Origin of the sequence: Nocardia sp. NPDC057668 (assembly GCF_042799795.1) — a bacterium.
Lineage (GTDB): Bacteria > Actinomycetota > Actinomycetes > Mycobacteriales > Mycobacteriaceae > Nocardia.
On sequence record NZ_JBHVIC010000004.1, the window covers coordinates 242172 to 269150 of the forward strand.

26 protein-coding genes are annotated in these 26979 nt (G+C 67.7%); 18 read left to right on the forward strand and 8 right to left on the reverse strand.

Features of this window, described 5'->3' with window-relative positions; genetic code table 11:
* Positions 1–9: 9 nt before the first annotated feature.
* The 4 genes from ACFVBH_RS25200 to ACFVBH_RS25215 form a co-directional block, all read right to left on the reverse strand.
* Positions 10–1380, reverse strand: a complete 1371-nt coding sequence (locus ACFVBH_RS25200; protein ID WP_379005046.1) for an SRPBCC family protein — start codon at positions 1378–1380, stop codon at positions 10–12.
* 27 nt (positions 1381–1407) lie between these two features.
* The gene (locus ACFVBH_RS25205; protein ID WP_379005048.1) at positions 1408–2253 is read right to left on the reverse strand and encodes an SDR family NAD(P)-dependent oxidoreductase; all 846 of its coding nucleotides are present in this window, start codon (positions 2251–2253) and stop codon (positions 1408–1410) included.
* Positions 2254–2260: 7 nt separating this feature from the next.
* Entirely contained in the window at positions 2261–3859 is a 1599-nt protein-coding gene (locus ACFVBH_RS25210; RefSeq protein WP_379005050.1) for an SMP-30/gluconolactonase/LRE family protein, read from the reverse strand.
* Positions 3860–4267: 408 nt separating this feature from the next.
* Positions 4268–5083, reverse strand: coding sequence for a FadR/GntR family transcriptional regulator (locus tag ACFVBH_RS25215; RefSeq protein WP_379005052.1), 816 nt, complete (start codon positions 5081–5083; stop codon positions 4268–4270).
* A gap of 125 nt (positions 5084–5208) precedes the next feature.
* Here ACFVBH_RS25215 and ACFVBH_RS25220 point away from each other — a divergent pair, with 125 nt between their 5' ends.
* From ACFVBH_RS25220 to ACFVBH_RS25240, 5 genes are read left to right on the forward strand one after another with little or no spacing between them, the layout of a single operon-like run.
* Complete coding sequence (locus ACFVBH_RS25220; RefSeq protein ID WP_379005055.1) at positions 5209–6375, forward strand: acyl-CoA dehydrogenase family protein; 1167 nt, start codon at positions 5209–5211, stop codon at positions 6373–6375.
* Between the two features lie 23 nt (positions 6376–6398).
* Positions 6399–7346 (forward strand): acyl-CoA dehydrogenase family protein, encoded by a 948-nt coding sequence (locus ACFVBH_RS25225; RefSeq protein ID WP_379005057.1) that lies wholly within the window; start codon positions 6399–6401, stop codon positions 7344–7346.
* Positions 7347–7349: 3 nt separating this feature from the next.
* Positions 7350–8132: an enoyl-CoA hydratase/isomerase family protein gene (locus ACFVBH_RS25230; RefSeq protein ID WP_379005059.1), complete on the forward strand. Its 783-nt coding sequence runs from the start codon at positions 7350–7352 to the stop codon at positions 8130–8132.
* On the forward strand, positions 8129–9355 hold the full coding sequence (locus ACFVBH_RS25235) for an acyl-CoA dehydrogenase family protein (RefSeq protein WP_379005061.1): 1227 nt from the start codon (positions 8129–8131) through the stop codon (positions 9353–9355). The genes ACFVBH_RS25230 and ACFVBH_RS25235 overlap by 4 nt, the downstream gene beginning before the upstream one ends.
* Positions 9355–10425: an acyl-CoA dehydrogenase family protein gene (locus ACFVBH_RS25240; RefSeq protein ID WP_379005063.1), complete on the forward strand. Its 1071-nt coding sequence runs from the start codon at positions 9355–9357 to the stop codon at positions 10423–10425. Before ACFVBH_RS25235 ends, ACFVBH_RS25240 begins: the two co-directional genes overlap by 1 nt.
* 23 nt (positions 10426–10448) lie before the next feature.
* Here the strand turns inward: ACFVBH_RS25240 and ACFVBH_RS25245 are convergent, their stop codons facing one another.
* Positions 10449–10784, reverse strand: a complete 336-nt coding sequence (locus ACFVBH_RS25245; RefSeq protein ID WP_379005065.1) for a hypothetical protein — start codon at positions 10782–10784, stop codon at positions 10449–10451.
* 160 nt (positions 10785–10944) lie between these two features.
* Here ACFVBH_RS25245 and ACFVBH_RS25250 point away from each other — a divergent pair, with 160 nt between their 5' ends.
* From ACFVBH_RS25250 to ACFVBH_RS25260, 3 genes are all read left to right on the forward strand, one after another.
* On the forward strand, positions 10945–11340 hold the full coding sequence (locus ACFVBH_RS25250; RefSeq protein ID WP_379005067.1) for a hypothetical protein: 396 nt from the start codon (positions 10945–10947) through the stop codon (positions 11338–11340).
* Between the two features lie 140 nt (positions 11341–11480).
* Positions 11481–12788: a DUF1254 domain-containing protein gene (locus ACFVBH_RS25255; protein WP_379005069.1), complete on the forward strand. Its 1308-nt coding sequence runs from the start codon at positions 11481–11483 to the stop codon at positions 12786–12788.
* A gap of 240 nt (positions 12789–13028) precedes the next feature.
* Positions 13029–13883, forward strand: a complete 855-nt coding sequence (locus tag ACFVBH_RS25260; protein ID WP_379005071.1) for a hypothetical protein — start codon at positions 13029–13031, stop codon at positions 13881–13883.
* Positions 13884–13912: 29 nt separating this feature from the next.
* Here the strand turns inward: ACFVBH_RS25260 and ACFVBH_RS25265 are convergent, their stop codons facing one another.
* Positions 13913–14284: a hypothetical protein gene (locus ACFVBH_RS25265; RefSeq protein ID WP_379005073.1), complete on the reverse strand. Its 372-nt coding sequence runs from the start codon at positions 14282–14284 to the stop codon at positions 13913–13915.
* Positions 14285–14818: 534 nt separating this feature from the next.
* Here ACFVBH_RS25265 and ACFVBH_RS25270 point away from each other — a divergent pair.
* The 6 genes from ACFVBH_RS25270 (at position 14819) to ACFVBH_RS25295 (ending at position 21492) form a co-directional block, all read left to right on the forward strand.
* Positions 14819–16186: a helix-turn-helix domain-containing protein gene (locus tag ACFVBH_RS25270; protein WP_379005075.1), complete on the forward strand. Its 1368-nt coding sequence runs from the start codon at positions 14819–14821 to the stop codon at positions 16184–16186.
* 14 nt (positions 16187–16200) lie between these two features.
* A complete protein-coding gene (locus ACFVBH_RS25275; protein ID WP_379005077.1) occupies positions 16201–16872 on the forward strand; it encodes a RibD family protein in 672 nt (223 codons plus the stop codon).
* A gap of 172 nt (positions 16873–17044) precedes the next feature.
* On the forward strand, positions 17045–17467 hold the full coding sequence (locus ACFVBH_RS25280; RefSeq protein ID WP_354984360.1) for a DUF6325 family protein: 423 nt from the start codon (positions 17045–17047) through the stop codon (positions 17465–17467).
* A gap of 13 nt (positions 17468–17480) precedes the next feature.
* Complete coding sequence (locus ACFVBH_RS25285; protein ID WP_379005079.1) at positions 17481–17780, forward strand: SHOCT domain-containing protein; 300 nt, start codon at positions 17481–17483, stop codon at positions 17778–17780.
* A 169-nt stretch (positions 17781–17949) separates the two neighbouring features.
* Positions 17950–18861 (forward strand): formylglycine-generating enzyme family protein, encoded by a 912-nt coding sequence (locus ACFVBH_RS25290; RefSeq protein ID WP_379005884.1) that lies wholly within the window; start codon positions 17950–17952, stop codon positions 18859–18861.
* 126 nt (positions 18862–18987) lie between these two features.
* Positions 18988–21492 (forward strand): arylsulfatase, encoded by a 2505-nt coding sequence (locus tag ACFVBH_RS25295; protein ID WP_379005081.1) that lies wholly within the window; start codon positions 18988–18990, stop codon positions 21490–21492.
* Positions 21493–21692: 200 nt separating this feature from the next.
* Here the strand turns inward: ACFVBH_RS25295 and ACFVBH_RS25300 are convergent, their stop codons facing one another.
* Positions 21693–22532, reverse strand: coding sequence for a LysR family transcriptional regulator (locus tag ACFVBH_RS25300; protein ID WP_379005083.1), 840 nt, complete (start codon positions 22530–22532; stop codon positions 21693–21695).
* 105 nt (positions 22533–22637) lie between these two features.
* On the opposite strand from ACFVBH_RS25300, the gene ACFVBH_RS25305 reads away from it, so the two are divergent.
* The 4 genes from ACFVBH_RS25305 (at position 22638) to ACFVBH_RS25320 (ending at position 25923) form a co-directional block, all read left to right on the forward strand.
* Positions 22638–23363 (forward strand): SDR family oxidoreductase, encoded by a 726-nt coding sequence (locus ACFVBH_RS25305; RefSeq protein ID WP_379005086.1) that lies wholly within the window; start codon positions 22638–22640, stop codon positions 23361–23363.
* A 40-nt stretch (positions 23364–23403) separates the two neighbouring features.
* A complete protein-coding gene (locus tag ACFVBH_RS25310) occupies positions 23404–24324 on the forward strand; it encodes an NADP-dependent oxidoreductase (RefSeq protein ID WP_379005088.1) in 921 nt (306 codons plus the stop codon).
* Between the two features lie 30 nt (positions 24325–24354).
* Complete coding sequence (locus ACFVBH_RS25315; protein WP_379005090.1) at positions 24355–24873, forward strand: MarR family winged helix-turn-helix transcriptional regulator; 519 nt, start codon at positions 24355–24357, stop codon at positions 24871–24873.
* A 144-nt stretch (positions 24874–25017) separates the two neighbouring features.
* Entirely contained in the window at positions 25018–25923 is a 906-nt protein-coding gene (locus tag ACFVBH_RS25320; protein ID WP_379005092.1) for an LLM class flavin-dependent oxidoreductase, read from the forward strand.
* Here ACFVBH_RS25320 and ACFVBH_RS25325 read toward each other — a convergent pair.
* Positions 25916–26872 (reverse strand): LysR family transcriptional regulator, encoded by a 957-nt coding sequence (locus tag ACFVBH_RS25325; protein WP_379005094.1) that lies wholly within the window; start codon positions 26870–26872, stop codon positions 25916–25918. The two genes, ACFVBH_RS25320 and ACFVBH_RS25325, sit on opposite strands and share 8 nt — an antisense overlap.
* Positions 26873–26979: the final 107 nt, after the last annotated feature.

The following is a 26979-nucleotide window of genomic DNA, read 5'->3' on the forward strand; positions in this document are numbered from 1 at the left end:
GAAGCTGATTCAGGCCAGGTCTCGGGGTTCGCCGGTCCCCATGTAGGTGGCCAGGTTGTGGTGCAGGTTCACGACGCTGCGTTCGCGGTAGGGATTGGGTTTGGGGCCGGAGAACCCGCGGCTCTTCATGCCCTGCTGGACGGCGGCCATATTGTCGAAGTCCTGGGGCAGCACCGTGCGCCAGCCGGGATCGCCGACCGGGGTGTACTCCCATTCGGTCTCGGGTTCCTCGCCGAGCGGGAACAGCTCGAAGACCGCGGCCTCGAACACGCATTTGTCCGGGTCCTGGCCGTAGGGCCGGAATCGGTAGCAGAGCATGTTGTTCAGTGCGTGGCCGATCTGGAAGTTGGGGAAGATCTGCCACGCGGTCCCCGCGCGTGCGACCACGGCGGGATCGATCTTCGGCCAGATCACCCCGCGCGCTTCGTCTTCCGCGCGGGCGGTGTCGAGCCAGTAGCGCAGCACCTCGGGGGCCGGTGTGCCCTCGGGGACTTCGTCGACGAGCCGGTTCGCCACGTCGACGAGGGTGCGGGTGGTGTTGGTATTGGCGTTCTCCCAGGTGAAGTTCTGGAGTTCGGCCGTGGCCAACCGGGCGTCCGGGCCGCTGCCCAGGCGCACCTTGGCCTGGTTCTCCTCCATGCCCTTGGGCGCGTCGTAGCCGATGTTGCTGTGCTTGCCCTGGGCCCGCGCCCAGCCCAGGAACTGGCCGAAGTTCATGAACTCCGGGTGCGTGTAGGGGACGTGGTAGGTCTCCATGAACGCCTCGAAGGCGACCTTCCAGTTGCAGTCGAAGGTCAGCCAGCGCCGCCACCGGTAGCGCATGTTCTCGAGTTCGAAATGCTCGAGCAGGCTCGCGGCCGGTTCCAGGTAGTCCCGCAGCGGCTCGCACTCGGGATCCATGTTGATGAAAACCCAACCGCCCCAGGTGTCCACCTGTACCCGCGCGAGGCCGTCATTGCGTTCGGTGAGCCCGCAGGTCCAGTCCCCGCGTTCGGCGGCGAAGGTGTTGCGGCCCTCGAGGTCGTAGCGCCAGCCGTGGAAACCGCAGACGAATTGCCGTGCCGCGCCGCGGGCGTCGTGCGCGCCGGGCGGGGTGTCGACGAGCCGGCGGCCGCGGTGCGCGCACACGTTGTGGTAGGCGCGAATCGTGTCCGGCGCGGTGCGCACCACGATGATCGAGTCGGCCATGATCTCGTACGTGAGGTAGTCGCCGACCTTCGCGATCTCCTCCACGCGACAGACCTGCTGCCATACCTTGGCCCACAGCTTGTCGCCTTCGGCGCGGGCGTACTCCGGCGAGATGTAGGCCTCGACCCCGATCTGCTTCGGGGTTGCGAGCGGTTCGGCAGGGGCGGAAGTGTTTTCGACGGTATCGGTCACGACATCCTCCTGAGGTTGACCGTGGTGTCAGCGGGTGAGTGAGGCGCGGAAGTCCTCGTTCTCGAGGAACAGCGAGGTGTTGTCGGCCCCCAGGTGGGTCCACTTGAGGTTCAGCCCGCCGTCCACGAGCAGGGTCTGCCCCGTGATGTAGGTGGACAGGTCCGAGAGCAGGAACAGGATGGGGCCGGCCTGTTCCTCGGGCGTGCCGCGCCGCCCCATCGCGATCGCGCGCTGATCGCGTTCGGGATCGTCGCCGACGTAGGCGCGCGAGGCCGGGGTGGCGGTGACGCCGGGGGCGACCGCGTTGACCCGGATCCCGTGCCCGGCCAGCTCGACCGCCAGCGTGCGGGTCACCGCGACGAGCGCGGATTTCGCTGTGCCGTAGGCGATATGGAACGGGGCGGTGTTCATGCCGCTGATCGAGGAGATGGACACGATCGAGCCGGGGTGTCCGGTGGCGGCCAGCTCGGCCGCCACCGCCTGGCTCATGAAGAACATCGACTCGAGGTTCTGGGTGAACAGGGCGCGCCAGTTGTCCCGGGGCACCCGGATCGCGGGCATCCAGTCGGCGAGCGCCGCGCCACCGGCGACGTTGACGAGCCCGTGCAATTGCCCGGGTGTGCGGCGGGCGTGCTCGAGCACCGTGGCCACGCCCTCGTCGGTGGACGCGTCGGCGGCCAGCGGAATCACCGGAAGGCCCTGTGCTGCGAGGGGTTCGACGTGTTCGGCGAGGTTCTGCGGCGAGCGGCTCACCGCGAGGACGGTCGCGCCCGCGCCGGCGACCAGCCTGGTCACGGCGGTGCCGATGCCGCCGCCGCCCGCGCCGGAGACGATGACGATGCGCCCGTCGAGCCCGAAACCCGGTTCGGTCATGGGGGACTCACGCTCCGATCGTCAGCGCCATGACGCTGCCCTCGGCATCGGCCGAGAGGTAGACGGTGCCGTCCGGACCGGCGGCCAGGCCCGCGAACGGGCCCATGGGGCCGGAGAACGGCGGGCTGGCGTTGAGCGGTTTGGCGACGACCCCGTCGGGTGCGCCGACCGGCAGATTGGCGGCCAGCGTGCGCCGGACCTTGGTCTCGAGATCGACGCCGATGAGCGCCTTGAGGCCCACGTCGAGAATAATTAACTCATTGCCGCGCAGCAGGATTCCCTGCGGCGACTCGAGTCCGTCGACCACCGTGTCCACGCCGCCACCGCCGATCGAGACTACCCGTCCGCCGCCGGATTCGGAGACCAGCACCGAGCCGTCCGGGCCGAAGGCCACGCCCATCGGGGCGCTCAGGCCGGACGCGAGCACCTCGACCTCGCCGCTCGCCCGGATCGAGAGCACGCGCCCGGTGCCGAGTTCGGCGGTGACGACGGTGCGGTTCGCGGTCGCGACCAGGCCGTAGAGCTGGTCGAATCCCTCGGCCACGACCTGAGGTTCGGCGTCGGCGCCCGGCTGGAAGAAGGTGACCTGGCCGCTCGAGGTGGTGCCGACGAACTCGCCGGGGCCGACGACGGTGAACCCGCGGATGTAGCCGGGGGTGTTGGGGCTGAAAAGCGAAGCGACGGTGTGCAGTTTGCCTGCGCGCAGCACGTAGAAGAACGTGCCGTCGGCGACATACAGCACGCCCTCGGGCGTGACCGCCAGGTCCAGGGGCCACAGCAGGCCCCCTTCCAGCAGCGCCCTGGTCTGCCCGCCGGCCAGGATCTCGGTGATCTCGCCGCAGAAGTTGGAGACGAACAGCCGGTCGCCGACGAACGTGCAGTTGTCCAGGCCCGAGTTCAGTTGCGCCAGTAGGGCACGCTCGCCGGTGCGCGGGTTGATGCGCAGCACCTCGCCGGTGTGCACCTGGGTGGAGACGATGAAGCCCTGCGGGTCGAACTTGACCGAGTCGGGGACGCCGAGGTCACCGACCACGCGTTCGGGCTCGCCGCCGTCGGGGTCGATGCGCCAGATGTCGTTGGTGCCCATGACCGGGTAATAGAGCAGCCCGTCCGGGCCGACCTCCATGGCGTTGGGCATGATCAGGTTGTCCTGCAACACCTTCGGCGCGCTGCCGTCCAGCGGCAGTTCCATCAGCCGGCCGCCGGGTCGGCATTCGTTGACGAACAACCGGCCCTGGTGCACGGTGATGCCGTTGGCGCCGGGCAGGTCGTCGCGCAGCACCCGCGAGCGGCCGTCCTTGCCGCGCACGCTCACCCGCGCGTCCAGGTATTCGGTGGCGATGATGTTGCCGTCGGGGTCGAAGGCGATGTCGTCGGGTGCGACGATGTCGCCGCCCTTGGCGCTGATGGTTTCGATGTCGCCGGTGGTGATGTCGATGGCGCTGATCGTGCTGCCTGCGACCTGGGCGACGTATATCCGGTTGTCGGCGCCGGTGCGCAGGCCGTTCGCCCCGAAGAGCCGGCTGGGCGGCGTCAGTCGTTCGATGCGCACGCCGTCGGCGAGGGTGATGGATGTGGTGCTGCTGTAGCGCGCCCCTTGAGACAAGGCGGGGCCTCCCGTGTGAGTGCGAAGTGCGGTCGCGGATGTCGGGCTGCGCTGCCGGGGGCGATTCCGTGGGCGTGATGCAGGCCACTGATCCGTGGGAGTACGCTACTTCAATCCTCATAAGGATAGCAATAGTTCGGGGTTGAGAGCCCTGGATCGGGCAAGGATCGCGGGGTTGTGGAAGGTGTCGTACTGTCCGGTCCGGATGCAGCTCTGTCAACGAATAGTGCAGTTGGACAGCGCTATTCGAGCAAATTGGGACCGGTTATCCAGTGTGCCGGCGGGCTACGGCCCGTAGTCTGGAAGACTTACGTAAGTCTCGGCAGAGAATTGAATACTGACATGAGAGAACAGCATTATCGCACGTACAGGCCAGATGTGGCGCCCGGATTCGGGTAGAAGCACGCCTCAGATGCGCGTGCGAGGGGTCGACCCGAAGGCCGAGCGCGCGGACGCGGCCGCATTGACCACGCCGTCGCCGAACCGATCGATCACCAGGGCCTGGGTGGCGGTCAGATGCGTGCGGTACAGCCGCTCGGCCTCGGACGCGCGCCCGGCCGCGATCTCGCGCACGATGCGCCGGTGGGTGCGCACCACCTCGGACGCTTCATCCGCGGAGGGATACTCCCCGCGCTTGGTGAGTGCCTCCGCCCACGCCTCCTCCTGGGTCGACCACAGCGCGACCAGGGTGCTCACCACGTAGCGCACGGTGAGGTTGGGGGTGAAAGAGACGATGAGATCGTGGAACTCGCGCGCGGTGTGGGTGAAGGCGACGCCGTCCTCGACCAGCGCCGCGCAGGCGTCGGCGTTCGCGGTCAGGGCCGGGACCACGGTCTCGGCCCGATCGGCGCGCTCGGCGCAGGCCCGCGCGCACTGCGGTTCCAGCAGTCGCAGGCCATCGGCCAGGTCCCCGAGGGTGACCCGGGCGCCCTGCAGGGCCAGACCCAGGTGATACGCCGCCGAGGACTCGTCGGGCCGATGCACCTCCGCGCCACCGACATTGCCGCGCCGGACCGTGACCAGGCCCTCGGTCTCGAGAATGCGCAGGGCCTCGCGGATCGAGGGATAGCTGACCCCGAAGTCCTGCACCAGCTGCTCCTGGGTGGGCAGGCGGTAGTCTTCGTCACCGGCGAGTATGCGTGAACGCAGTTCCGCGGCAACGGTTTCGGCGATACGCAGCTGCGGTGTGCGACCGGCGGGCCGGCCCCGCCGGGCAGAGGTCACGCCGACCGTCCCGGATTCGTGCGCACGCCCACCGGCGCCTCTGGTTGCATTGGCGGGAGTCTAGTCACCGGCGTATTGGCCTTCAAACATTGCTATCCTTATGAGGATTGAAGTAGCCTCCGCCCATGGACTTCACAATGGGAGAGTCCGTCGCGACGCTCAGGGGGGACCTGCGGCGTTTGATAGCGGACGAGGTCCCGGCCGATTTTCTCGGTGCTTTCACCGACGATCCCGCCGATCTGGCCGTGGCCCAGCGCTTCTGCCGGTTGCTGTCGGACCGGGGGCTGCTGTGCGCGGCGTGGCCCGAGGAATTCGGCGGGCGCGGGGCCTCGATCTGGGAACAGACCGCGGTCCGCGAGGAGATGTGGGCGCGGCACGAACCCCGGGGCGCGCAGTACATGGGCGTGAACTGGGTCGGGCCGACGATCATGCGGCACGGCAGCGCCGAACAGCAGCGCAAACACCTGCCGCCCATCGCCCGCGGCGAGGTGATCTGGTGTCAGGGCTTCAGCGAGCCCGACGCCGGTTCGGACCTGGCCTCGCTGCGGACCACCGCGCGCCGCGACGGGGACGGCTGGCACATCTCCGGCCAGAAGATCTGGACCTCCTACGCCACGATGGCGCAGTGGTGCTTCCTGCTGGCGCGAACCTCGGTCGAGGAGCGAAAACAACAGGGCCTCACGGTGTTTCTGCTACCCATGTCCGATCCCGGCATCGAGGTACGGCCGATTCGCGCCATGCTCGGACCGCATCATCTCAACGAGGTATTCCTGGACGGGGTGCGCGCCACCGAGGCCGACGTACTGGGCGAGGTGGGTCGCGGCTGGTCCGTGGTGCAGGAGGTGCTGGCGTTCGAACGCGTCGGCATCGCGCGCTACGCGCGCTGCGAACGGCTGCTGCACGCCGCCCCCGATGTACTCGGCGCACGCTGGGATGCCCTGCCCGCGGACCTGCGCGGTCGTTGGGCGCGGGGGCTGACGCACTGCCGGCGGGCCCGCCTGCTCGCCTACCAGGTTGTGGCACTCCAGGATTCGGGCCGGGTATCCCCGGCGGACGCAGCCGTCTACCGGATCGCGGTGACCCGGCTGGACCAGGAGAGCGCCGCGGTGCTCAGCGAGATAGCGCAGGTGGCCGACCCCGGCGATCCGGCGCAACGCCGGTTCCGCCGTGCGGTCGAGGATCACTGGCGCTACGCCAACGCGGCCACCGTCGCCTCCGGGAGCATCGAGATGCAGCGGATCCTGCTGGCTCGAAACCTATTGGCGTCGCGCGCGATTCGCGACGCGGCCTGAATCCTCGTGGCGGAAGAGCTGACATGAACATCGAGCTGTGTGACGAGGCCCGGGAATTCGGCCGGGAGTCGCTGCGCGCCTTCCGCGCCGCCGGCGGAGACGAGCTGTTGCAGCGAGCCGAGACCGAGCCGGCGGTGCGCGGGGACCTCGTGGAGCCCCTACTGACCGCGCTCGGCGCCTGGGACCTCGCGCCGCGGGACGACGCGGTGGAGCTCGAAGCCGCTGCGGCCCTGTGCCGGAGCGCCGGGTACTACGCCGTTCCCTATCCGATCGCCGAACGCCTGGTGCGGGTGCCGGAATCGGACGGGCTGATCGTGGTGGATGGACCCGAACCCGGTGGTGCGGTCGCGGGACTCGACCTACGCTGGTCCGCGGTCACGCTGTCCGGCGAGCGAGCCGAAATCACACCGCGAGAACCGGATTCGCCGCCGCGCACCTCGATGTTCGTGGCTCGGCTCGAACCGGGGCCACCGAGCCCGGTCACCCCGGACGGCGAGCGCGATGCGGCGCTGGCCTTGGCGCTGCCGTGCTGGACGCTGCTCGGCATGCTCGACCGGGCCATGGATCTCGCCCGAGACCACGTGCTCGTGCGCGAGCAGTTCGGGCGGCCGCTCGCGGAGTTCCAGTCCGTGCAGTTCCAGCTGACCGATGCCGAAGTCGAGCGCCGGGGCGTGGAAATGCTTGCCCGCTATGCGCTCTGGAGCATCCAGGACCGCCGGGCGGACGCGCTGAACGACGCGCTCGCGGCCCGGCTGGCCGCCGTCGAAGCCGCCGACATCGTGTTCCGGGTCGCGCACCAGGTTCACGGCGCCCTCGGCTTCTGCGACGAGTCGCCACTGTCCTGGCTGTCCCGGTACAGCCTGCCCCTGCGCCGGTTCCCCTGCGGCCGGTCGGGTACCGAAGCCGCGCTGACCCGCCGCATCGAGGGGCACGGCCTGGCCGGGCTCTTCTCCGAACCCACAGGAGCGTGACGCGTGGCCTACGACCTACCTCCCGAACTCACCGTCGAGAGTGACGGCCCGATCCGCACGGTGATCATCAACCGGCCCGAGGATCTGAACGCGGTGAACCAGGCCCTGCACTGGGCGCTGGCCAATGTCTGGCGGCAGCTCGCGGCCGATACCGAAGCCCGCGTGGTGATCCTGACCGGCGCGGGCCGGACCTTCAGCGCCGGTGGAGATCTGGACTGGATCACCTCGTTTCTCGAGGACCCGGTGGGACGCGACGAGAGCATTCGCGAAGGCGCGCAGATCATCGAGGAGATGCTGCGTTTCCCGCTGCCGGTGATCGCGGCGGTGAACGGGGCGGCCGTCGGGCTCGGCGCGAGCCTGGCCGTGCTGTCGGACATCGTGCTCATCTCCGAGCGCGCGCACCTGGCGGATCCGCACGTGGCGGTGGGTCTGGTGGCGGGGGACGGGGGCGCGGCGTTCTGGCCGCTGCTCACCCCCATTCTGCGATCGCGGGAATACCTATATACCGGAGACCGCATCGACGCCGCGACCGCGGTAGAGGTGGGATTGGCCAGCCGGGTGGTTCCGGCGCAGGACCTGCTCGCCGAAGCGCGCACGCTGGCTCATCGCCTGGCCGCGCAGCCGGCCGAGGCGCTGCGGGCTACCAAACGCGTTGTGAACATGTATCTTTCGCAGGCGCTGGCCGGTCCGATGCAAGCCGGGTTCGCCGCGGAGGTGGTGACCATGCAGTCGGCCGAGCATCGCGAGAAGCTGACGGCGCTGCGGCAGCGGGTGCGGGCGCGATGACCGGGCTCGCCGCGCCGGGGCATCTCGCCGATACCGCCGACCTCGGGGAATTCCGTGCCGCCGTGCGCGATTGGTGCCGCGACAATGTTCCCGTGGACTGGCGGCGCGCCCAGACGGGCGCCTCGGAGTCGGAGTTCGTCGCGTTCCAGCGGGAGTGGTTCGAGCTGTTGCACCGTGCCGGATTCGCGGTGCCGCACTGGCCCCGCGAGCACGGCGGCGGCATGTCCGTCGAGCGGCAGGTCGTGCTCTATCAGGAACTCGCCGCGCACGACGCGCCCCGGCTGGTGCTGTCCTTCGTCGCGATCCATCACGCCGCGGCCACCCTGCTCGGGGCCGGCACACCCGAGCAGATCGCCCGCCACCTGCCCGCCATCGCCGCGGGCGAGATCTGGGTGCAGGGTTTCTCCGAGCCCGAAGCCGGGTCCGACCTGGCCGCGCTGCGAACCTCCGCCCGGCGTGAGGGTGCGGAGTTCGTCGTGACCGGTCAGAAAGTGTGGGCCAGCGGCGCCCAGTACGCGGACTGGTGCCTGTTGCTGGCCCGCACCGATCCGGATGCGCCCAAGCGACAAGGTATTTCGTACTTCCTGCTCGATATGCGCAGTCCCGGAATCGAAGTCCGGCCGATCCGGCAGGCGACCGGGGAAGCGCACTTCTGTGAGATCTTCCTGGATCAGGTGCGGATCCCGGCCGCCAACCTCATCGGTCCCGAACACGGGGGCTGGCAGGTGGCGCAGCGGACCCTGGGTGCCGAACGCGGATTGACCATGCTGGAGCTCGCCGAGCGCCTCGGCAACGCCGGATTCGACCGCCTGGTGCGCGAATGCCTGACCCCGGACCCGCTGGGCGGGCGGCCCATCGATGATCCCCTGGTGGCCGACCGCCTCGCCGTCCTGGACATCGAGATCACCGGACTGCGAGCGCTGTGCCGGGATCTGGTCGAACGTCACGCCACCGATACCGTCGGCCCCGCCGATGCCTCGATCGTGAAGCTCTACTACAGCGAATTGCTGCAGCGCACCATGGATTTCGCCACCGAGATCGGCGGCGTCCCCGCCCACACCGTCCTGCGCAAGCCGATGTCCGGCGGCTGGGAGTCCGGGGCCTGGGTTCTGGATTTCATCGGCTCCTGGGAGTGGACGATTCCGGGCGGGGCCAGCGAGATCCAGCGCACCATCATCGCCGAACGCGGCCTCGGCCTCCCGCGCCCCTCGAAGGAGAGCTGATGGTTCCCGCCACCGAGTTCGCCGAACTGCACGGGGAGTTGCGGCAGGTTGCCCGCGACCTGCTCGGCCGGTCGGATCCGGCCCGCGCGGTGGATTGGGCCACGATGGCGCGCGCCGGGTGGCTAGGTCTGGAGGTGGGCGTCGAATACGACGGTGCGGCAGCGACATTCACCGAAGTCGCGGTGCTACTCGGTGAGATCGGCCGCGCCGCGGCGTGTACGGCGTACCCCGGCGTCGCCGCGCTCGGACTCGGGGCGCTGCTGGCCGTGGCACCCGATCCCGACCGCGATCACCTACTGGCGGAATCGGTTTCCGGTGCGGCCGTTCCGGTCACGGTCCTGGACAGCCGAAACATGACCGCCGCCAAACCCACGTTCCACCTGGCCGGCGGCCACCTGCGAGGCGACGCGGACCTGGTGCTCGACGCCCCCCTCGCGACGCACCTGCTGGTCCCCGCCTTCACCCGCGACGGATCCCGCGTGCTGGCCATGGTCATCCCCGGCACGCCCGGCCTTACCGTGTCCGCCCGCCCCGCCGTAGACCACACCCGCCGCCTGGGCCGCGTTCACGCCGACAACGTCCGCGCGGCGGCGGTCTGGGACCTGGTTCCCGACCCTCGCACTGCCCTGGGCCACCTCCACGACCGCGCCGCCCTGGCAACGGCCTGCGACAGCCTCGGCATCAGCGAGGCGATGCTCGAGGCCACCGTCGCCTACACGAAGGTTCGTCACCAGTTCGGCTGCCCGATAGGCACTTTCCAGGCGGTGCAGCACGCCTGCGCGGACATGCTCGTGGACATCACGGTTGCCCGCCAATTGCTGGCCGCCGCGATCCGGGCCATGGCGACGAACGACCCCGGCACTCCCACCGCGGTCTCGATGGCCAAGTCCCACACCACCGCCGCGGCCGTCCGCATAGCCGGAAAGGCGATGCAACTGCACGGCGGCATCGGCTACACGTGGGAACACAACCTCCACACCTACCTGAAACGTGCCACTCTGAACCGCTCCCTCTTCGGCTCACCCGCGGCCCACCGCCGCCGCCTGGCCACCCGATACCTGGACCGGTAGCGGCCGTTCCGCACGTGCGCCGGTCACATCGGCGGAGTGTCCACGAACTCCCCGAGGAGTCGAAGCCCGTACTGCCGCTCCACTTCTGCCACCGCGTCGGCAGGCAACTCCGGATTCTCATAGGTGATATTGAGCCAAAGAACCGGCAGCGCACCGGCAACCGCCAACAGTCGCTCGGGCACGAGTAGGTCGTTCGTCATGTCCTCGACCGTGAAGTACGCGCGCGCCTGGAATCGTGCAGACGGATACGACTCGAGGATCGGCCCGAGCATGCCCTTCAGCTCGAGGAGCCGGTCGTAGGCGTCCCGCTTGGTCTCCGCCCGCAGCGGTCCCGCCCATTCACGGCATGCCAGCGACATCGCTCGACAGTACAACCGTGGCGTGGATGCACGGGGTGTCGTGTCCGCAATACAGTCGCTGCCCGGCTGACCAGTGATTTGCTGGTCTTGTCGGCCCGGTGCGGCAGGATGCTCGTGCGCCCGGGACGACAGGTTCCGGCGCCGAAAGAAGGGCGGGGACATGACATTCCACCGATTCACCGAGTCCGCACGACGCGCAGCTCTGCTCGGCGCGCTGCCGCTTGCTCTCCTTGCCGGACCGGCGGTGGGCACCGGACATGCCGCCGAGGATCCACTGACCACCTGGTGCGATCTGTACCTCGGTCAGAGCAAGGCCGAAGTGATGGCCGCGATGGGAACAACGAACGGGCACCGGGCCGATTCGCTCGTCGAATTCATCCAGTGGATGCACGAGGGGTCGACGACCGCGGAGTGGAATCCGGACGGCGCGATCCTGTTCGCGGCCTTCGACAAGGACAACGTCACGATCAAGCTGCTGGCCTACGACGCGGCAGCCGGGGTCGACGGTGCCACCGCGCCCGCGGGCATTACCTGCGAGCCGTGGCGCGCCTCCTGATCCTGAACCGGGGCGGGGTGTGCGGATCGGCGTAGCGAACGCGGCAATCCGGACGCGAGTGTCGGCGTATGGTTGCTGAAGATTGCCAGCAAATTGCTCGACCGTGGCAGTCAGACGTACCGCACTTCGACGGAGGCGTGATGAGCGTACTGTCCGATGATCTGCACACCTTGAGCTACGAAGCGTATGTCTACCTGTACCCGCTGGTGACGATGGACATCACCCGCACGCAGCAGACCGCGGGCGCGGCGGATTCGGCGTCGTTGTTCGGTCCGCTGAATCAGTTCCATCATGTGCGCCGGTTCCCGGACGCCGACTTCCGATCGGTGGTGCGTCCGAACTTCGACACCCTCTATTCATCCGCGCATCTGGACCTCACCCGCGGCCCGGTCCGCCTCCACGTTCCCGACAGCGGCGACCGCTACTTCATGCTGCCGATCCTCGACGCGTGGACCGATGTGTTCGCCAACCCCGGCAAACGCACCACCGGCACCGGCGAACAGGACTACATCATCACCGGTCCCGGTTACCGCGGCACGGTGCCCGACGGGGTGCCCGTGCTGAACTGCCCGACGCCGCACGCCTGGATCATCGGACGCACCCAGACCAACGGCCCCGCCGACTACGACGCGGTCCACCAATTCCAGGAGGGACTGGGCCTCACCGAACTGGGCGAGCCCGCCCCCCTTCGATCCGACCCGACCATCGACACCACGACCGAACCGCTGCGGACGGTCAACACCATGCCGGCCACCGACTTCTTCGTCCGCGCTGCCGCCGCGTTGCGTGTCGATCCGCCGCACAGCACCGATTTCTCACAACTGGCCCGCATCTCGCTGCTCGGGATCGTGCCCGGCCGGGATTTCGACCCCACCCGGTTCTCCGCGGACGAACTCGCCGCCATCGAGTCCGGGGTGGCGGCAGCCCGGACCGGGCTGGGTGCATCGATTCCCAAACTCGCGCCGCCCGTCAACGGCTGGGTCACCGTTCTCGGCGCGATGGGCGTCTACGGCAACGACTACGCCAAACGGGCCACCATCACCCTGGTCGGGCTGGGCGCGAACCCGCCCGAAGACGCGATCTACCCCCTGGCCGTCACCGATGCCGACGGCGACCCCATGACCGGTGAAACCGACTACGTCATTCACTTCGCCGAGGGCAAACTCCCACCCGCCGCGGCGTTCTGGTCGGTCACGATGTACGACGCCGAAGGTTTCCAGATCCCCAACGAGCTCGACCGCTTCGCCCTCGGAGACCGAGATGCCCTGCAATACAACGAGAACGGCTCCCTGGATATCTACATTTCGACCAAAAACCCCGGCCCCGAACGGGAATCGAACTGGCTCCCCGCCCCCGCCGGCCCGGTCGGGATCACGATGCGCCTCTACGCACCCCGCCCCGAAGCTCTCGACGGAACCTGGACTCCACCCCCGATTCGCAAGGCCTGAGTGTGCTTGAATCGGCGGTCGGTCACCGTGATCCGCGGCCGAGTAGCGCGTTCCGCGCTGGTGAGTAGTTTCGCGGTGGGCGGATTCGTGCGTGGCCGGGAGGATTCGGCACGTGCCCCAGAATTCGACTGCCCCGCAACAGGTATTCGTCCACCCGCGCTTGCTTTGGACCGGCTCGGCCCTACTGCTGACCGGCCGCTCGTGCCGGCAACGTAGTTCTGCTGGGAAGCGGTAGATCCCGTGCGGGAAGTCCCGATCGTAGGGGAGTTCGTCGGGGGCCTGATCGTAGGCGCCGCGCCCCTGGCTTCGTCGCTCCTGATCCTGTACATCGTGCTGCGGTTGTGGGTCAATCGCGTCACGATGCGATTGCTCGGCCGGGGCATCGTCGCAACCGGTATGTACCAACTGCTCCACGGCGTGGCGGTGGTCCCGATAGCCCTGTGGCTTTCGCTTCTCCCCTTGGCATTGTGGTGGTTCTACTGCGGTGCAGTCACTTTCGCAGTAGGCGTTTCGATCGCGCTGATACTCCAGCTGCTGGTCTACCCATTCGCGAGGTTCCTGTACATCTTCCTATGGGACAACCCGGAGGCCCTGCTGAATGAGGCGTCCCATCCCGTCGACACCAGCGCAAGGAGCGGAAGGACAAGGCGTGCTTATGATCTCGACGTGACGTATGCGCTGTATGCCTGGGGAAGCTTCATCGACGAGGTCGGCCTGAACCGCGATCCGGGCTGGCTCGACGCCGCCCTGCTGCGCGGCGAGCGGGACGTTGTCAGCACCGACTTGATGATCGGTGATACCGAGACGTTGCGCGTGGATGGGCCGGGCACGATCTTCGACGTCGACGGCCGGAGGCTCCGCGGCCACGACCTGGTGGGCCGCGACCTGACCGCCGCGAACTGGCAGGTCGCACACATCCTGGTGGCCACCGACGGCACCCGGGAACATGCGCTGACGTTCATGGCGGAGGTCGAGCAGGACGGCGAGTACGAGATCGACGATGAGCCGCAGGACAATCCGGTCGGCGTGGGCGAGGTCGTGAAGCTGTGGTCGGACCAGCACGGCCAGTGGGATCTGGCCCTGGTCCGGGTGTAGTCGGCAGTCCTCGGCTACGGCATTCTTGGTCAACTCGAGGCGGGGTCGTCCAGCGCAATCGACTTCATCCCGTGCCGATCGGCCACGAGTCGTTGGCGTTCTTCCAGGCAGTAGAGATCAACAACCTTGACCAATGACTCGATGTCGCAGTTTCGGAGATGGTTTCGGTTGAAGGCGAATGCGGCCTCGGCGCGGGTATTCCATGCGAGGTTCATCAAGCGGAGGACAGCCTTGTCGTCCCCCGGCTCGATGAACTCCATCGCGAAGAGTTGAAACCCGTGTTCCTCGGCGGAGCGTCGCAGCGTCGCATCCAGCTCGACGATGTTTGGCAGATCGTGCGGCAACAGGCCGATCGCACGTCCGGTTGCGACCGGGGTAGGCGAGAACCCTGTGCGGTTCATCAGTACCTCCCCGGTAGTGGTCCGTATGCGCGATATGAGGGTTGCCTGCTGACTCGTCGCCCGCGGTCGGTCGATCGCCATCTCGCCGGGCCCTGGAGAGTGGCCATCACAAGCCCTGATCGCCTCAGCCCCAACAGCGCCCGGCGGATGGACGTCTCGGGAATTCCTGTCGTGCGAGTCAGCTGTCGGACGGTCATGGCTTCAGTGACGCTCGACACCGGCAGTGCGGCAAGAATTGTTGCCTGTTGTTCGGTGAGGGCCATGACTATCGACCCCCGCTGACCGGTGGGATCGGTGCTCCTGCCGGTATGAAGGCCATCGCGAGAACTACTTCCATGTCGGTGCCCCCAGTTCCTTGCATGCCGTTGGACGTGCAGACGTCGGCGGTTGTCGACGCTGCCGGTCGGTATCGCCGGTTCTGTCCGGTGATCAGGTACTACTTCCAACCTTGGCTGTCCTCAGCTGCTGAAAGAAGTGACCGCAGGTGTACCGCGCGAGTACTCTCGGGCCACCGAATCGGTTAGGGGTGAGCCGATGGCCACGTGTGCTCGATGGACCGGCATCGAAACCAACGCTTTTCGAATAGCGCTGCGGCTCAAGCAGGAGCCGTTCGCAGAGTTTGTCGGCGTGTCACTGGACACCGTGAAGAAGTGGGAACGTCGTCGAGAGACGATTGCGCTGAGTAGCGCTTACGCGGCGCGCATGGATGAGCGACTACTGGCCGCGGACGCGGCCGTCGTACAGCGCTTTCAATCGCTACTCGGCACAGGAGCCGCATCACAGACACCCCTCGCCGAGACGCCTAGCTCCGATTTCTTGGACGGTGATGACAGCGTCGTGGTCTCCGGTCGCACGCTCGCGGGCGAGATCGTTCTCGTATCGGTGCCGCGTCGGACATTCGTCACCTCGGTCGGCGCCGGCGCGGTCTGGGCAGTGACTGCCGGTGGTGACGCGGCGATGAGAAAAGCATTGGCAGGCAAGGCGTTTGCCGGAATGTTCGCCGGCGCTCGAATCGACCACATCAAGCACTTCAACTCGCTACGGATGTCGTTGATCGAGTCCGACAACGTCTACGGATCGGCGCGCACCCTCCCGCATGTCGTCAGTGCGCTTGACCTGTTGGATCAACTCAAGCGATCGAAAGTCGCTGACGCCGAAACTCTTTTGAAGATGCGGGCGATGTTCGCCGAGACGGCCGCGTGGCAGTTCCAAGACCAGTGCGACTATGCCAGCGCCCAGTTCTGGGCGGCGCGTGCACTGCAGTGGTCACACCAATTGGCAGACGACTACTACATCGGCCTCTCGCTGGTGCGGATGAGTCAGCTGGCCTGCGACCAGGGCGATGCTGACGAAGCCGAAGAGCTGGCCACCGCGGCGCACCGCAGCGCTCCCGGCGATTCGCTGTTCGCCGCAGCATCGCTGACGTTCCGAGCACATGCGTTGGCGCTCGATCACGACCGTGCCGGAAGTGCCCGCGCCTACGATCAGGCGCGGCGAACTGTCGAGCGCGCCGGCCAGGATCCGGAATGGGGGATGTTCCTCGACGATTCCTACATCGACGCCCACCAAGCTCACACATTCGCTGAAATCGGGGAATTTACGAGCGCGACAAGACAGTTCGAAGACGCGATATCGCGCATGCAGCCCGGTTACCTGCGCGACAAGGGGGTTTACCTGGCTCGCGCGGCAGTGGCACACATGTACGCGGGCGAAATCGAACCGGCCGCTGCCCTCGGAACGGAGGCGTTGGAGATCGGTGTGGGCACCGCCTCGGCGCGCATACTGCGCAAGGTGCGGCAGCTGTCGGGCATGATCGACACCGGCAGTACCCAAGCCGGCGTCGCGGAGTTCCGGGATGCCTTCGCGACCTGGAAGGCTCAGGAGTGGCCCGACCGTATGTAGTGCTTTCTGTTGCTGTGAGTCTCGACGGCTACATCGACGACACTATTCCCGAACGGCTCTACCTCTCCAACGATCGGGACTTCGACGGTGTCGATCAGCTGCGAGCCGAGTCGGATGCGATCCTGATCGGTGCGGAAACAGTGCGACGCGACGATCCACGGCTGTGGCTCAGGAGCCGTGAGCGGCGCGATTCCCGTGTGGCCGAAGGGAAGCCGGCGAACCTGTTGAAGGTTACGGTGACCCGTTCCGGGAACATTTCGCCCGATGCCCGCATGTTCCATCACCATGTCGAGGCGGGTCGGCCGATCGTCTACACCACAGCAGACGGGGCTGCGAAGATCGGTGAATCTTTGGACGGGGTCGCCGATGTCCTCGAGATCGGCGGCGAGGACTTCTGGGGGGCGCTGCTGGACGATTTGGAAAAGCGCGGAGTGCGCCAACTGATCGTCGAGGGCGGGACCCAAATCCACACGGCCTTTCTCGAAGCCGGACTGGCGGACGAACTGCGCTACGCCGTCGCACCCCTGCTCATCGGGCAGGGCGTCGCGCCACGGTTCGTGAACCCCGCCGAATTCCCCGGTGGTTCGCGTCGCCGGCTGGAGTTCGTCGACTGCACCGCCCTCGACGATGTCGTGGTTCTGCGGTACCGCCCGAAGAACACCAGCGAGATACCGCCCGGGGATTAGTGGCATTCGGTGGCGCAAGCGCATCGGCGAATCTCGTGTCCGACTTACCGGCGAGCGCAGGATCCACCGCTGGCTCGTCGGAGACCGGCCGTGCGACGGGAGGCCCCGGGAACCTCCGCTTCATCCGATTCGGGTGAGGCATCTCCGGCCGTCGAGCCGGATCATGGCCCGCATGTCCGAATCAGCCGCGGGCCTGGGCCCGGTAGAACTGGTCGTGCTCACCTTTCCCGGCAACGTGCTGGCGTCCGCGGTCACCGCGGAACTGCGGGCGGTGCTGGACGGGGGATTTGTGAGCGTCTTGGACCTCGTGTATCTGTCCAAGGACGCCGACGGCGACATCACCGAGAAAGAGTTCGGGGAACCGCTCGACGAGCTCGGGCTGGGGGAATTGGCCGCGGCGCGTGAGTTGATCAGCAACGAGGATCTGGAGCTCGTGCGCGGAGCGCTGCCGGCGGGGTCCTCGGCGGTGATCGTGGTGTACGAGCAGACGTGGGCGCGCGGGCTGGGGGAGGCGGTGCGCGCCGCCGGGGGTGAGGTCGAACTGCACGTCCAGGTCCCGCGCGACGTCCTTGCCGCCGCGTTGGTCGACGCCTAGAAAGGGTGCGGAAATGCTTCGCAGAGGACGAATCGGACGGCCCGGGCTGCTGGGCACGGTGGCGCGCACGGCGGTCGTCGCAGGGACGGCCAGCGCCACCGCGAACGCGGTCAACCGGCGCGGCGAGCAGCGCGCGGCCGAACAGCAGGCCTACGCCGCGCAGAACGCACCGGTCCAGCCCGTCTACGCCCCGCCTGCCGCGCCCCAGGGCGAGGATCTCGTGGCCAAGCTGGAACAGCTGGGCAAGCTGCACGCCACCGGCGTGCTGTCGGACGCGGAGTTCGCCGCCGCGAAATCCCAGCTGCTCGGCTGAATTCCACCCCGCCGTTCGCTGGCACCCGAGCCGCTCCTGCTGCTGCGGCGTGGCGAACTCTCCGCCGACTCCCGAAAAGGCAAGGTGGAGGCCACGATCGAGGTCCGGTGAGCGGCGGTGGAGGTGGTCGGTGCAGACGAGCGGTTCGGTGACTTCGGCACGCAAAGGAATGGTGTGCGTCCCGGGCGGTGAGTTCGTGATGGGCTCGCTGGACTTCTTTCCCGAGGAGCAGCCGCTGCGCACGGTGTCGGTCGAGCCGTTCTGGATGGACGCGCACCCGGTGACCAACACCGCGTTTCGCCGGTTCGTGCGCGCGACCGACTACGTGACCATGGCCGAGCGGGAGCTGAATCCGGCCGATTTCCCGGGCGCCGACCCGGCGGATCTGGTGCCCGGCGCGCTGGTGTTCACGCCGACCTCCGGGCCGGTGCCGCTCGACGATTGGCGGCGGTGGTGGTCGTGGTCCGCGGGCGCGTGCTGGCGGCATCCCGGCGGAGCCGGCACGAATCTCGATGGGCGCGAACACCATCCGGTGATTCACATCGCGTACGCCGACGCGGCCGCCTACGCCGAATGGGCGGGCAAGACGCTGCCGAGCGAGGAGCAGTGGGAGTTCGCCGCACGTGGCGGACTGGCCGAAACCACCTACGCCTGGGGTGCGGAGTTCGAACCGCGCGGACGGCGCATGGCCAATACCTGGGTGGGTCGATTCCCCTGGGAGTTCCTGCCGGGCCGGGGACAGACGGCGCGACCCGGCACGACCAAGGTCGCCGGCTATCCGCCCAACGGATACGGCCTGTTCGACATGACCGGCAACGTGTGGGAGTGGACAACCGACTACTTCCGTCCCGGCCATCGGGAGGCTCCGGCGACTTCGTGTTGCAGCCCGACCGGCGGACCCGCGGGGTTCGAACCACCCCCGCTCGAGCCGGGTGAACGGTTCGCGCGCCGGGTGGTCAAGGGCGGGTCGTATCTCTGCGCGCCGAACTACTGCCTGCGCTACCGTCCGGCCGCTCGGCAGGGGCAGACCGAGGACACCGCGACCGCCCATCTCGGCTTCCGCTGCATCACGCCCAATTGACGAACCGGCAAACGATAGTCGATCGATCGAACTGGGGTTATAGGCTTTGGCTAAGATTTAGCAACTTTTCTGCGGGGCAGTGCGTCAGCACTACGAGCGTCGAAACAGCGTGCCTAGTCTCCGGGCATGACTTCGTTGGATGGCGAGCAGTCGAACGATTCCGAACCCACTCCCGCGCCCCGCAAACTCTCGAGGCGATTCATGCTCGGCGGCCTCGCGGCAGCGGGTGCGGGCGCTGCGGCCGCCCCACTGCTGGCCGCCTGCGGCAACGACAAGTCCGACGGCCCGCCGGGATACGGGACCGGGATCAACGAGGGCTTCGATGGCGACATCGAGCTCGACGTCCGCGATTCCAAGCCGGACTGGACCCCCTTCGAGGTGAAGAAGGCCCCCGAAGGCGCACCCAACGTGCTGGTGGTGCTGTTCGACGACACCGGCCTGGCGTCGTGGTCTCCCTACGGTGGCCGGATCAATATGCCGACCCTCCAGAAGCTGGCCGACGAGGGCCTGACCTACACACAGTGGCACACCACCGCCCTGTGCTCGCCCACCCGCTCCACCATGCTGACCGGGCGCAACCATCACGTGAACCGATTCGCCTCGATCACCGAGTCCACCAACGGTTTTCCCGGCGCGGCCGGTCGCCTGCCCGCGCAGTGCGCGACGGTCGGTCAGATCCTGCAGGACAACGGCTACTCCACGTTCTGGGTGGGCAAGAACCACAACGTGCCCGAGGAGGACGTGTCCTCCGGCGGCTCGAAGTCGGAATGGCCCCTGGCGAAGGGTTTCGACCGGTACTACGGCTTCCTCGGCGGTGAAACCAACAACTGGTATCCGGACCTGGTGGAGGACAACCGGTTCATCGAACCCCCGCAGACCCCGGAACAGGGCTATCACCTGTCGAAGGACCTGGCGGACAACGCGATCAAGATGATCCGCGATCAGCGCTCCTCGAATCCGTCCAAGCCCTGGTACATGTGGTTCTGCCCCGGCGCAAACCACGCCCCGCATCACAGCCCGGCCGAATACGCCGAGAAGTACAAGGGCCAGTTCGACGACGGCTACGAGGCGTACCGCACGTGGGTGCTGGGCCGGATGATCGACAAGGGCATCATGCCCCAGGGCACCCAGCTCACCCCGCTGAACCCGCTGCCGAAAGACGTTGCGCTGGACGATGATCAGGTGCTGCCGTGGGATTCGCTCAGCGCCGATCAGAAGCGGTTGTTCTCCCGCATGGCGGAGGTCTTCGCCGGATTCTCCGAGTACACCGATGCGCAGGTGGGCCGGATCATCGACTTCCTGGACCAGACCGGACAGCGGGAGAACACGGTCATCATGTTCGCCGCGGACAACGGCGCATCCGGTGAGGGCTCGCCGAACGGATCGGTGAACGAGAACAAATTCTTCAACGGCTATCCGGACTCGCTCGAAGAGAACATGCGGTACATCGATGTTCTGGGCACTCCGGCGACCTACAACCACTACCCGACGGGCTGGGCCGCGGCGTTCTCCACACCGTTCCAGATGTTCAAGCGCTACGCCCAGTTCTCCGGCGGCACCTGCGATCCGCTGGTCATCTCCTGGCCCAAGGGCATCAAGGCCAAAGGCCAACTGCGCCACCAGTACCACCACAGCACCGACATCGTCGCCACCATCTACGACGTCACCGGCGTGGAGATGCCCGACACCTACCGCGGCGTCAAACAGTATCCGCTCAACGGTGTTTCGATGCGGTACACCTTCGACGATCCCGACGCGGCCACCAAGAAGGAAAAGCAGTACTACGCCATGCTCGGCACCCGCGGCATCTGGCAGGACGGCTGGAAGGCATCCGCGATCCACGCCGCGATCTCGGGCGAAGGTCATTTCGACGACGACAAGTGGGAGCTCTACCACGTCGACGAAGACCGCTCCGAATCCAAGAACCTCGCCGACGAGAATCCGGACAAGCTCAAAGAGCTCATCGCGCTGTGGAATACCGAAGCCAAGGACAACTACGTCCTGCCGCTCGACGACCGCACCGCCGTCGAACAGCTCGGCGTCGAACGCCCGCAGGCCGAGCCCCCGCGCGACAAGTACGTCTACTACCCCGGCACCTCGCCGGTTCCCGAGGGCGTGGCGGTCAATATCCGCGGCAAGTCCTACAAGATCCTCGCCGATGTCGATCTCGCCCCCGATGCGCAGGGCGTGATCTTCGCGCACGGTTCACGATTCGGCGGTCACACGCTGTTCGTGAAGGACAACACCCTGCATTACGTCTACAACTTCCTCGGCATCGCTCCGGAGCAGGACTTCGTCGCCTCGCAGCCGCTCACCCCCGGCAAGCACGTGGTGGGTATGGAGTTCAAGATCGAGGGCAAGGGTCCCGACGGCGAATCCACCGGCACCACAACGCTGTACATCGACGGCCAGCCGGTCGGCACCGGACCCATGCGCGCCCAGGTCGGCAAATTCACCCTCGCGGGTGACGGGTTGTGCGTCGGCTGGGACAGCGGCGACAACGTGTCGCAGCAGTACCAGCATCCCGGCACGTTCACCGGCGGCACCATCGCCGACGTCACCATCTCCACGGGCAACGAGACCTACGCCGATCTGCAGAAGGAAGCCGCGGCGGCGCTGTCGCGCAACTAGCGGTATCGAATTGCGTTGTGGAGTAGCACAAAGCGCTTCCTCGCAGCGTCGCCCAACGTCGGCCCGAGCTCCCCGGAGCGGGCCGGCGTTGTGTCGGTCATATGATGCGCACGGAAGATCGTGGTGCGGGCTGAGACTTCGCGCCGCGCCTTGGATGCGGCGGCTGCCGGTGACTCTCGACCACCGCGCGGTGCGCCGGCCTAGAGGCGCGTAGCCGAACGAACCAGGTCCGCAACGGCTTTGGACCTGCTGTGCGGCGGCCAGGCGATGACGGTCGTGACCGCCGGTGCGTCCGGCACGGGCACGATCGCGTGCTCGTCGCGGAGCTGGGCGCGAACCGACTCGGGCATCAGCGCGCAGGCTCGTCCGAGTGCGATCAGCTGGGTCAACTGGGTGTGGTCGCGGACCTGCGGTCCGGGGCCGTCCGGATAGCTCCCATCCCGGCGCGGCCAGCGTGGCAGGGGCAGGTCCGGCAGGTCGGTGATCTCGGCCATCGACAGGTGGGACCGGGTCGAGAGGGGATGCCCCGCGGGCAGGACCGCGACCTGCTGTTCGGTGTGCAGGTCCTCGGTATCCAGTCCGGATGTCGTGTCGTACGGCCGGTGAAGGAGCGCGACGTCGGCATGCCCGTTGCGGAGCAGGCCCTCGGGTTCGCCCGGCCCGCAGAGCATCACCTCGACGTCGATCGCGAAGGGCTCGGCGGCGTAGGCGTCCAACAGCTTCGACAGCAGTTCCCTGGACGCGCCGGCCTTGGTGGCCAGCACCACCCCGGGCCGGTCGGCGGCGGCGCGGCGGGTGCGGCGTTCGGCGGCCTCGACCGCTTCGAGTGCGAGTCGAGCCTCGCGCAACAGCACTGCTCCCGCGTCGGTCAAAGCGATGGCGCGAGTCGTGCGGTGCAGCAGGACGACTCCGAGCCGCCGTTCGAGTTGCTGAATGGCTCGCGAGAGTGGTGGTTGCGCGATCGTGAGCCGCTGGGCCGCCCGCCCGAAGTGCAACTCCTCGGCGACGGCGACGAAATAGCGCAGCTCTCGCGTTTCCACCGGGACATCGTATCCGCCCGCAACCACCATCGATACCCGTGCGGTATCAATGTTCACTCGATCGGTCTTGGACGCGGAGTCGGGGGCCGCAGCAGGATCGTTCCTGTGAGTGAACAGACGATTGCGCTGGTGACCGGCGCGAACAAGGGAATCGGCTACGAGATCGCCGCTGGCCTGGGCGCCCTCGGCTGGCGCGTCGGTGTGGGTGCGCGTGATCGGCAGCGCCGGGAGACCGCCGTGGAGAAGCTGCGCGCGGCGGGGGCCGACGCGTTCGCCGTGCCGCTCGACGTCACCGATGACGCGAGTGTGGCCGCGGCGGCCGAGCTGATCGCCGATCAGGCCGGCGGGCTCGATGTGCTGGTCAACAACGCGGCGATCACCGGCGGTTTCCCGCAGTCGCCGACCACGGTGGCACCCGAGACCGTGCGAGATGTCGTGGATTCCAACGTGATCGGGGTCATCAGAGTGACCAACGCGATGCTGCCGATGCTGCGCGCCTCGACCGCGCCGCGGATCGTCAACATGTCCAGCAGCGTCGGCTCGCTGACGCTGCAGACCACGCCCGGCATCGACATGGGTCCGCTGCCCGTCGCCTACCTGGCCTCGAAGACCTTCCTCAACACCCTGACCATCCAGTACGCCAAGGAACTGGCCGGGGCCGGTATCTTGATCAACTCGGGGTGCCCCGGGTACACCGCGACAGACCTCAACGACTTCCGCGGCGTCCGGACGCCGGAACAGGGTGCGGCCATTGCGATTCGGCTCGCGACGCTGGCCGCCGACGGTCCGACCGGCGGGTTCTTCGACGACGCCGGTGCGGTGCCGTGGTGACGGTTCCTTCGCGAAGCCGGGTATACGCCGAAGGAGAAGCATGAAGGCGGTCAGATACGACGGGTTCGGCGGTATCGGCGTCCTGCGGATCGACGAGGTGGACCGCCCGGTACCCGGGGCCGGTCAGGTCCTCGTGCGGGTCGAAGCGGCGGGCATCAACCCCGGTGAAGCGGCCATTCGAACCGGGGCGATGGCCGACATCTTTCCCTCGGCCTTCCCATCGGGGCAGGGGAGCGATCTCGCCGGTGTCGTCGCGGAAGTCGGCGCCTGGGCCGGTCGATTCGCCATCGGCGACGAGGTGATCGGCTTCTCCGAGAAGCGTTCTGCTCAAGCGGAGTTGGTCCTGGTCGAGGTCGGGAACCTCGTGCATAAGCCGGTCGAGGTTCCCTGGGCGGTGGCGGGCGGTCTCTACGTCGCCGGTGTGACGGCCTGGGGCGCGGTGCATTCCGTGCACCTCGAGCAGGGCGACACCGTCGTCGTCTCCGCGGCCGCCGGGGGAGTCGGCTCACTCGCCGTCCAGCTCGCCCGCCGAGCGGGAGCCACGGTGATCGGCCTGGCGAGCAGGCGCAACCATGAGTGGCTGCGTGGTCACGGCGTGATCCCGGTCGAATACGGTGACGGCGTCATCGACCGGATCGAGGCCGAGACCCCCGGTGGCGTGGATGCGTTCATCGACACCCACGGCGACGGCTACGTCGAACTTGCCCTCGCCCTCGGTGTGTCGCCCGAAAGAATCGACACCATTGCCGATTTCGCCGCGGCCGCGAAGTACGGCGTCAAGACCGAACCCGGTCCCAACCCCCGCCCGGGCGCCGAGATCCTCACCGAGCTGGCCACCCTGGTCGCGGCAGGCCGCCTCGAGGTTCCGATCGCGAAGGTGTACCCGCTTTCCCGGGTCCGCGAGGCCTACGCGGACCTCGAACGCCGCCACACCCACGGCAAGATCGTGCTCGAACCCTGACCCGCCCCGGGTGGGCATATCGCGTCAATCGTGCAGAAATTGTCGCGCAACCAGGTAATTCGCACTACGAACTACGATATCGGTCCCATGTATCCTGGCCGGGTGAGCAAGAATTATGACGGCCATATCGGCGTGGTATCCGGGCTGGTGCGGTCGGCGTTCCTGGTAGATGCCGTCTATACGGAATCGGCTCGAGAGCACGGCATCACCATGCAGCAGGGGCAATTGCTGTGCCTGCTGATGGCGCGACCGAAGAGCATGGGAGAGCTGGGCGCGCTGCTGCGGCTGGCGAAGTCGAGCGTCACAGGCCTGGTCGAACGCACCGAGCGCAACGGGTGGGTGAGCCGGGAGCCGGATCTGCGGGACGCGCGGACGATCCGCGTCGCGCTCACGCCGGCGGGGGATCGGTTCGCCCGGACGTTCTATGCCGAAACGTGCGCGCGGATCGAGCGATTGACCGACACCCTCGACCCCGCCGAGCGGGATGGGCTGGGTGAGCTCCTCGGCCGCGTCGTGGCGGACAACCAGGTTCCGGAACTGTTCGTGTAGTCGACAGCCGCACCTCGCCACTTGCAGTTCGTAGTACGAACTATTATGGTTCGTACTACGAACTTAATTGCTGGTTGAAGAGTGCGGGCGCCGCCGGTCTCCGAGAGTCGTTGAGCTACGCACTGTTTCGCGAAAGGTGCTCCCATGTCCCTACCCGATGTCACCTTCGGATTCGGCGCACACAGCGGCGTCGACGACATTCCCGAACTACTGCGTGCGGCCGAACAGGCCGACCGAGACGGACTCGACCTCTTCTCCCTGTCGGACCACCCCTACCTCGCCGACCGCGTCGACGCTTACGCCGCAATCGGTTTCGTCCTCGGCCGCACCCGGCGCATCGCGGGGATCGCCAATGTGACCAACCTGCCCACCCGTCCCGCCCCCATGCTCTCGCGCACCGTGACCTCGCTCGCTGCCCTGTCCGGCGGCCGCATCGTCCTCGGCATGGGCGCGGGCGGCCTCTGGAATCGCATCGCCGATATGGGTGTTCCGCCCCTGTCCGCCGGCGACGCCGTCGATGCCTTCGAAGAGGCGATCACACTGGTGCGCAAACTCTCCGGCGGCGGTGGGCCCGTCACACATCAGGGCCGCTTCTACCGCGTGCACAACATCGACCCCGCCGCCACGCCGGCGCCGCCGGTGTGGACCGGGTCGGTCGGCAAGAAGTCCCTGGCCGCCACCGGCCGGGTGGCCGACGGCTGGATCCCGGGCCACGCCGCCGACTGGCGCAGCGACCGCTACCGCACGTCCCGCCCCATCATCGACGCCGCGGCGCTGGAAGTCGGCCGCGATCCCGGCGAGATCCGCACCGTCTACAACCTCCCCGGCATCATCACCGACCAGCCGCTGCCCGACACGCGCAACCCTGAAGGCCGTTGGCTCGGCGGTTCCCCGGACCAGTGGATAGCGGAACTGACCGAGGCCGTACTGCACTACGGCGCAGGAGGTTTCACGCTCTTCTCACCCTCGGGCGGTATGCAGGACTCCCGTTCCCTCGCTGTCTGGGCGCAAGAAATCGCCCCGGCCGTCCGGACTGCGATCGTCAAGTAGCGGTCTGTCGGTCGGCTGCCTTCGCCCATGCCGGTAGCCACGTTCCGCGATCGGGTTCGCTCGCTCGCCGGGACCGAAGGTGATCGCGGAGCGCGGGGAGGCCCGGGTGGGGATTGTCGGCCCGCCAGATGATCGATATGGGGTAGATCGGTGTCGGGTTGTGGATCGAGACGCGTCGTAGGTCGTAGCTGTCCGGCCAGAGGTAGCGCGAACCGGCGCCGATGAGTGTAGACAGGCCGGCTGAGGCGGAGATTTCTTCCAGCACAGACTCTTTGGCGAAGACCGGACCGCCGCGGTCGATGGTGAAGCCGAGGATGCTGGCGAATTCGGCGTAGTAGTCGGCCACCTCGCCGTGGGCCGGCAGGCCGGGCATCCAGATTCGGTGCCCGGCCAACTGTGCGGGTGTGATCGCGGGACCCGCACCGAGGGGATGGCGCGGGCCGGTGAGTAGCTGGTGGGGTTCGTCGACGGCGCGGGCCGTGCGAATCGTCGGGGGAAGAGGGTGGTGGGCCGGGACCGCGTGGAAGGTGGCGTCGATCGTTCCCGCGTCCACGGCGGCCACCGCGGCGTCGAGGTCGGCGTCCATGAGCGTGACGACGTCCAGTCCGATCGTGGGGTGGGTGCGATGGAAATCGTGCAGGGCATCCGCCGAAACGATGCGGCGGGCAACGACATCGACGCGCAGCGGGCGACTGCCGGGACGTACGGACGCGTCGGCGCGGTGGACGGCGTCGAGTATCGCGCGGGCGTGGGGCAGGAACGTCCGGCCGTCGGCCGTGAGCTCGACGCCCCGGGGCGTGCGGGCGAACAGGCGCACGCTCAAGTGCTTCTCCAGGGCGGCAACGCGTTTGGACACCGCCTGCTGAGTGATCGCCAGCTCGGCCGCGGCCTCCTGGAACTGGCCCACCTCCGCGGCGGTGACGAAGGTGCGTACGGCGTCGAGATCCACCACGCAGAACCTACCCGTACAACCGATGGTTGTGGCTCGCCGAGCGCGCGGTTGTTTGATCGCGGACCCGCGGAATTGCTTTGATCTCGGCGTTCGACAGCGAAGGC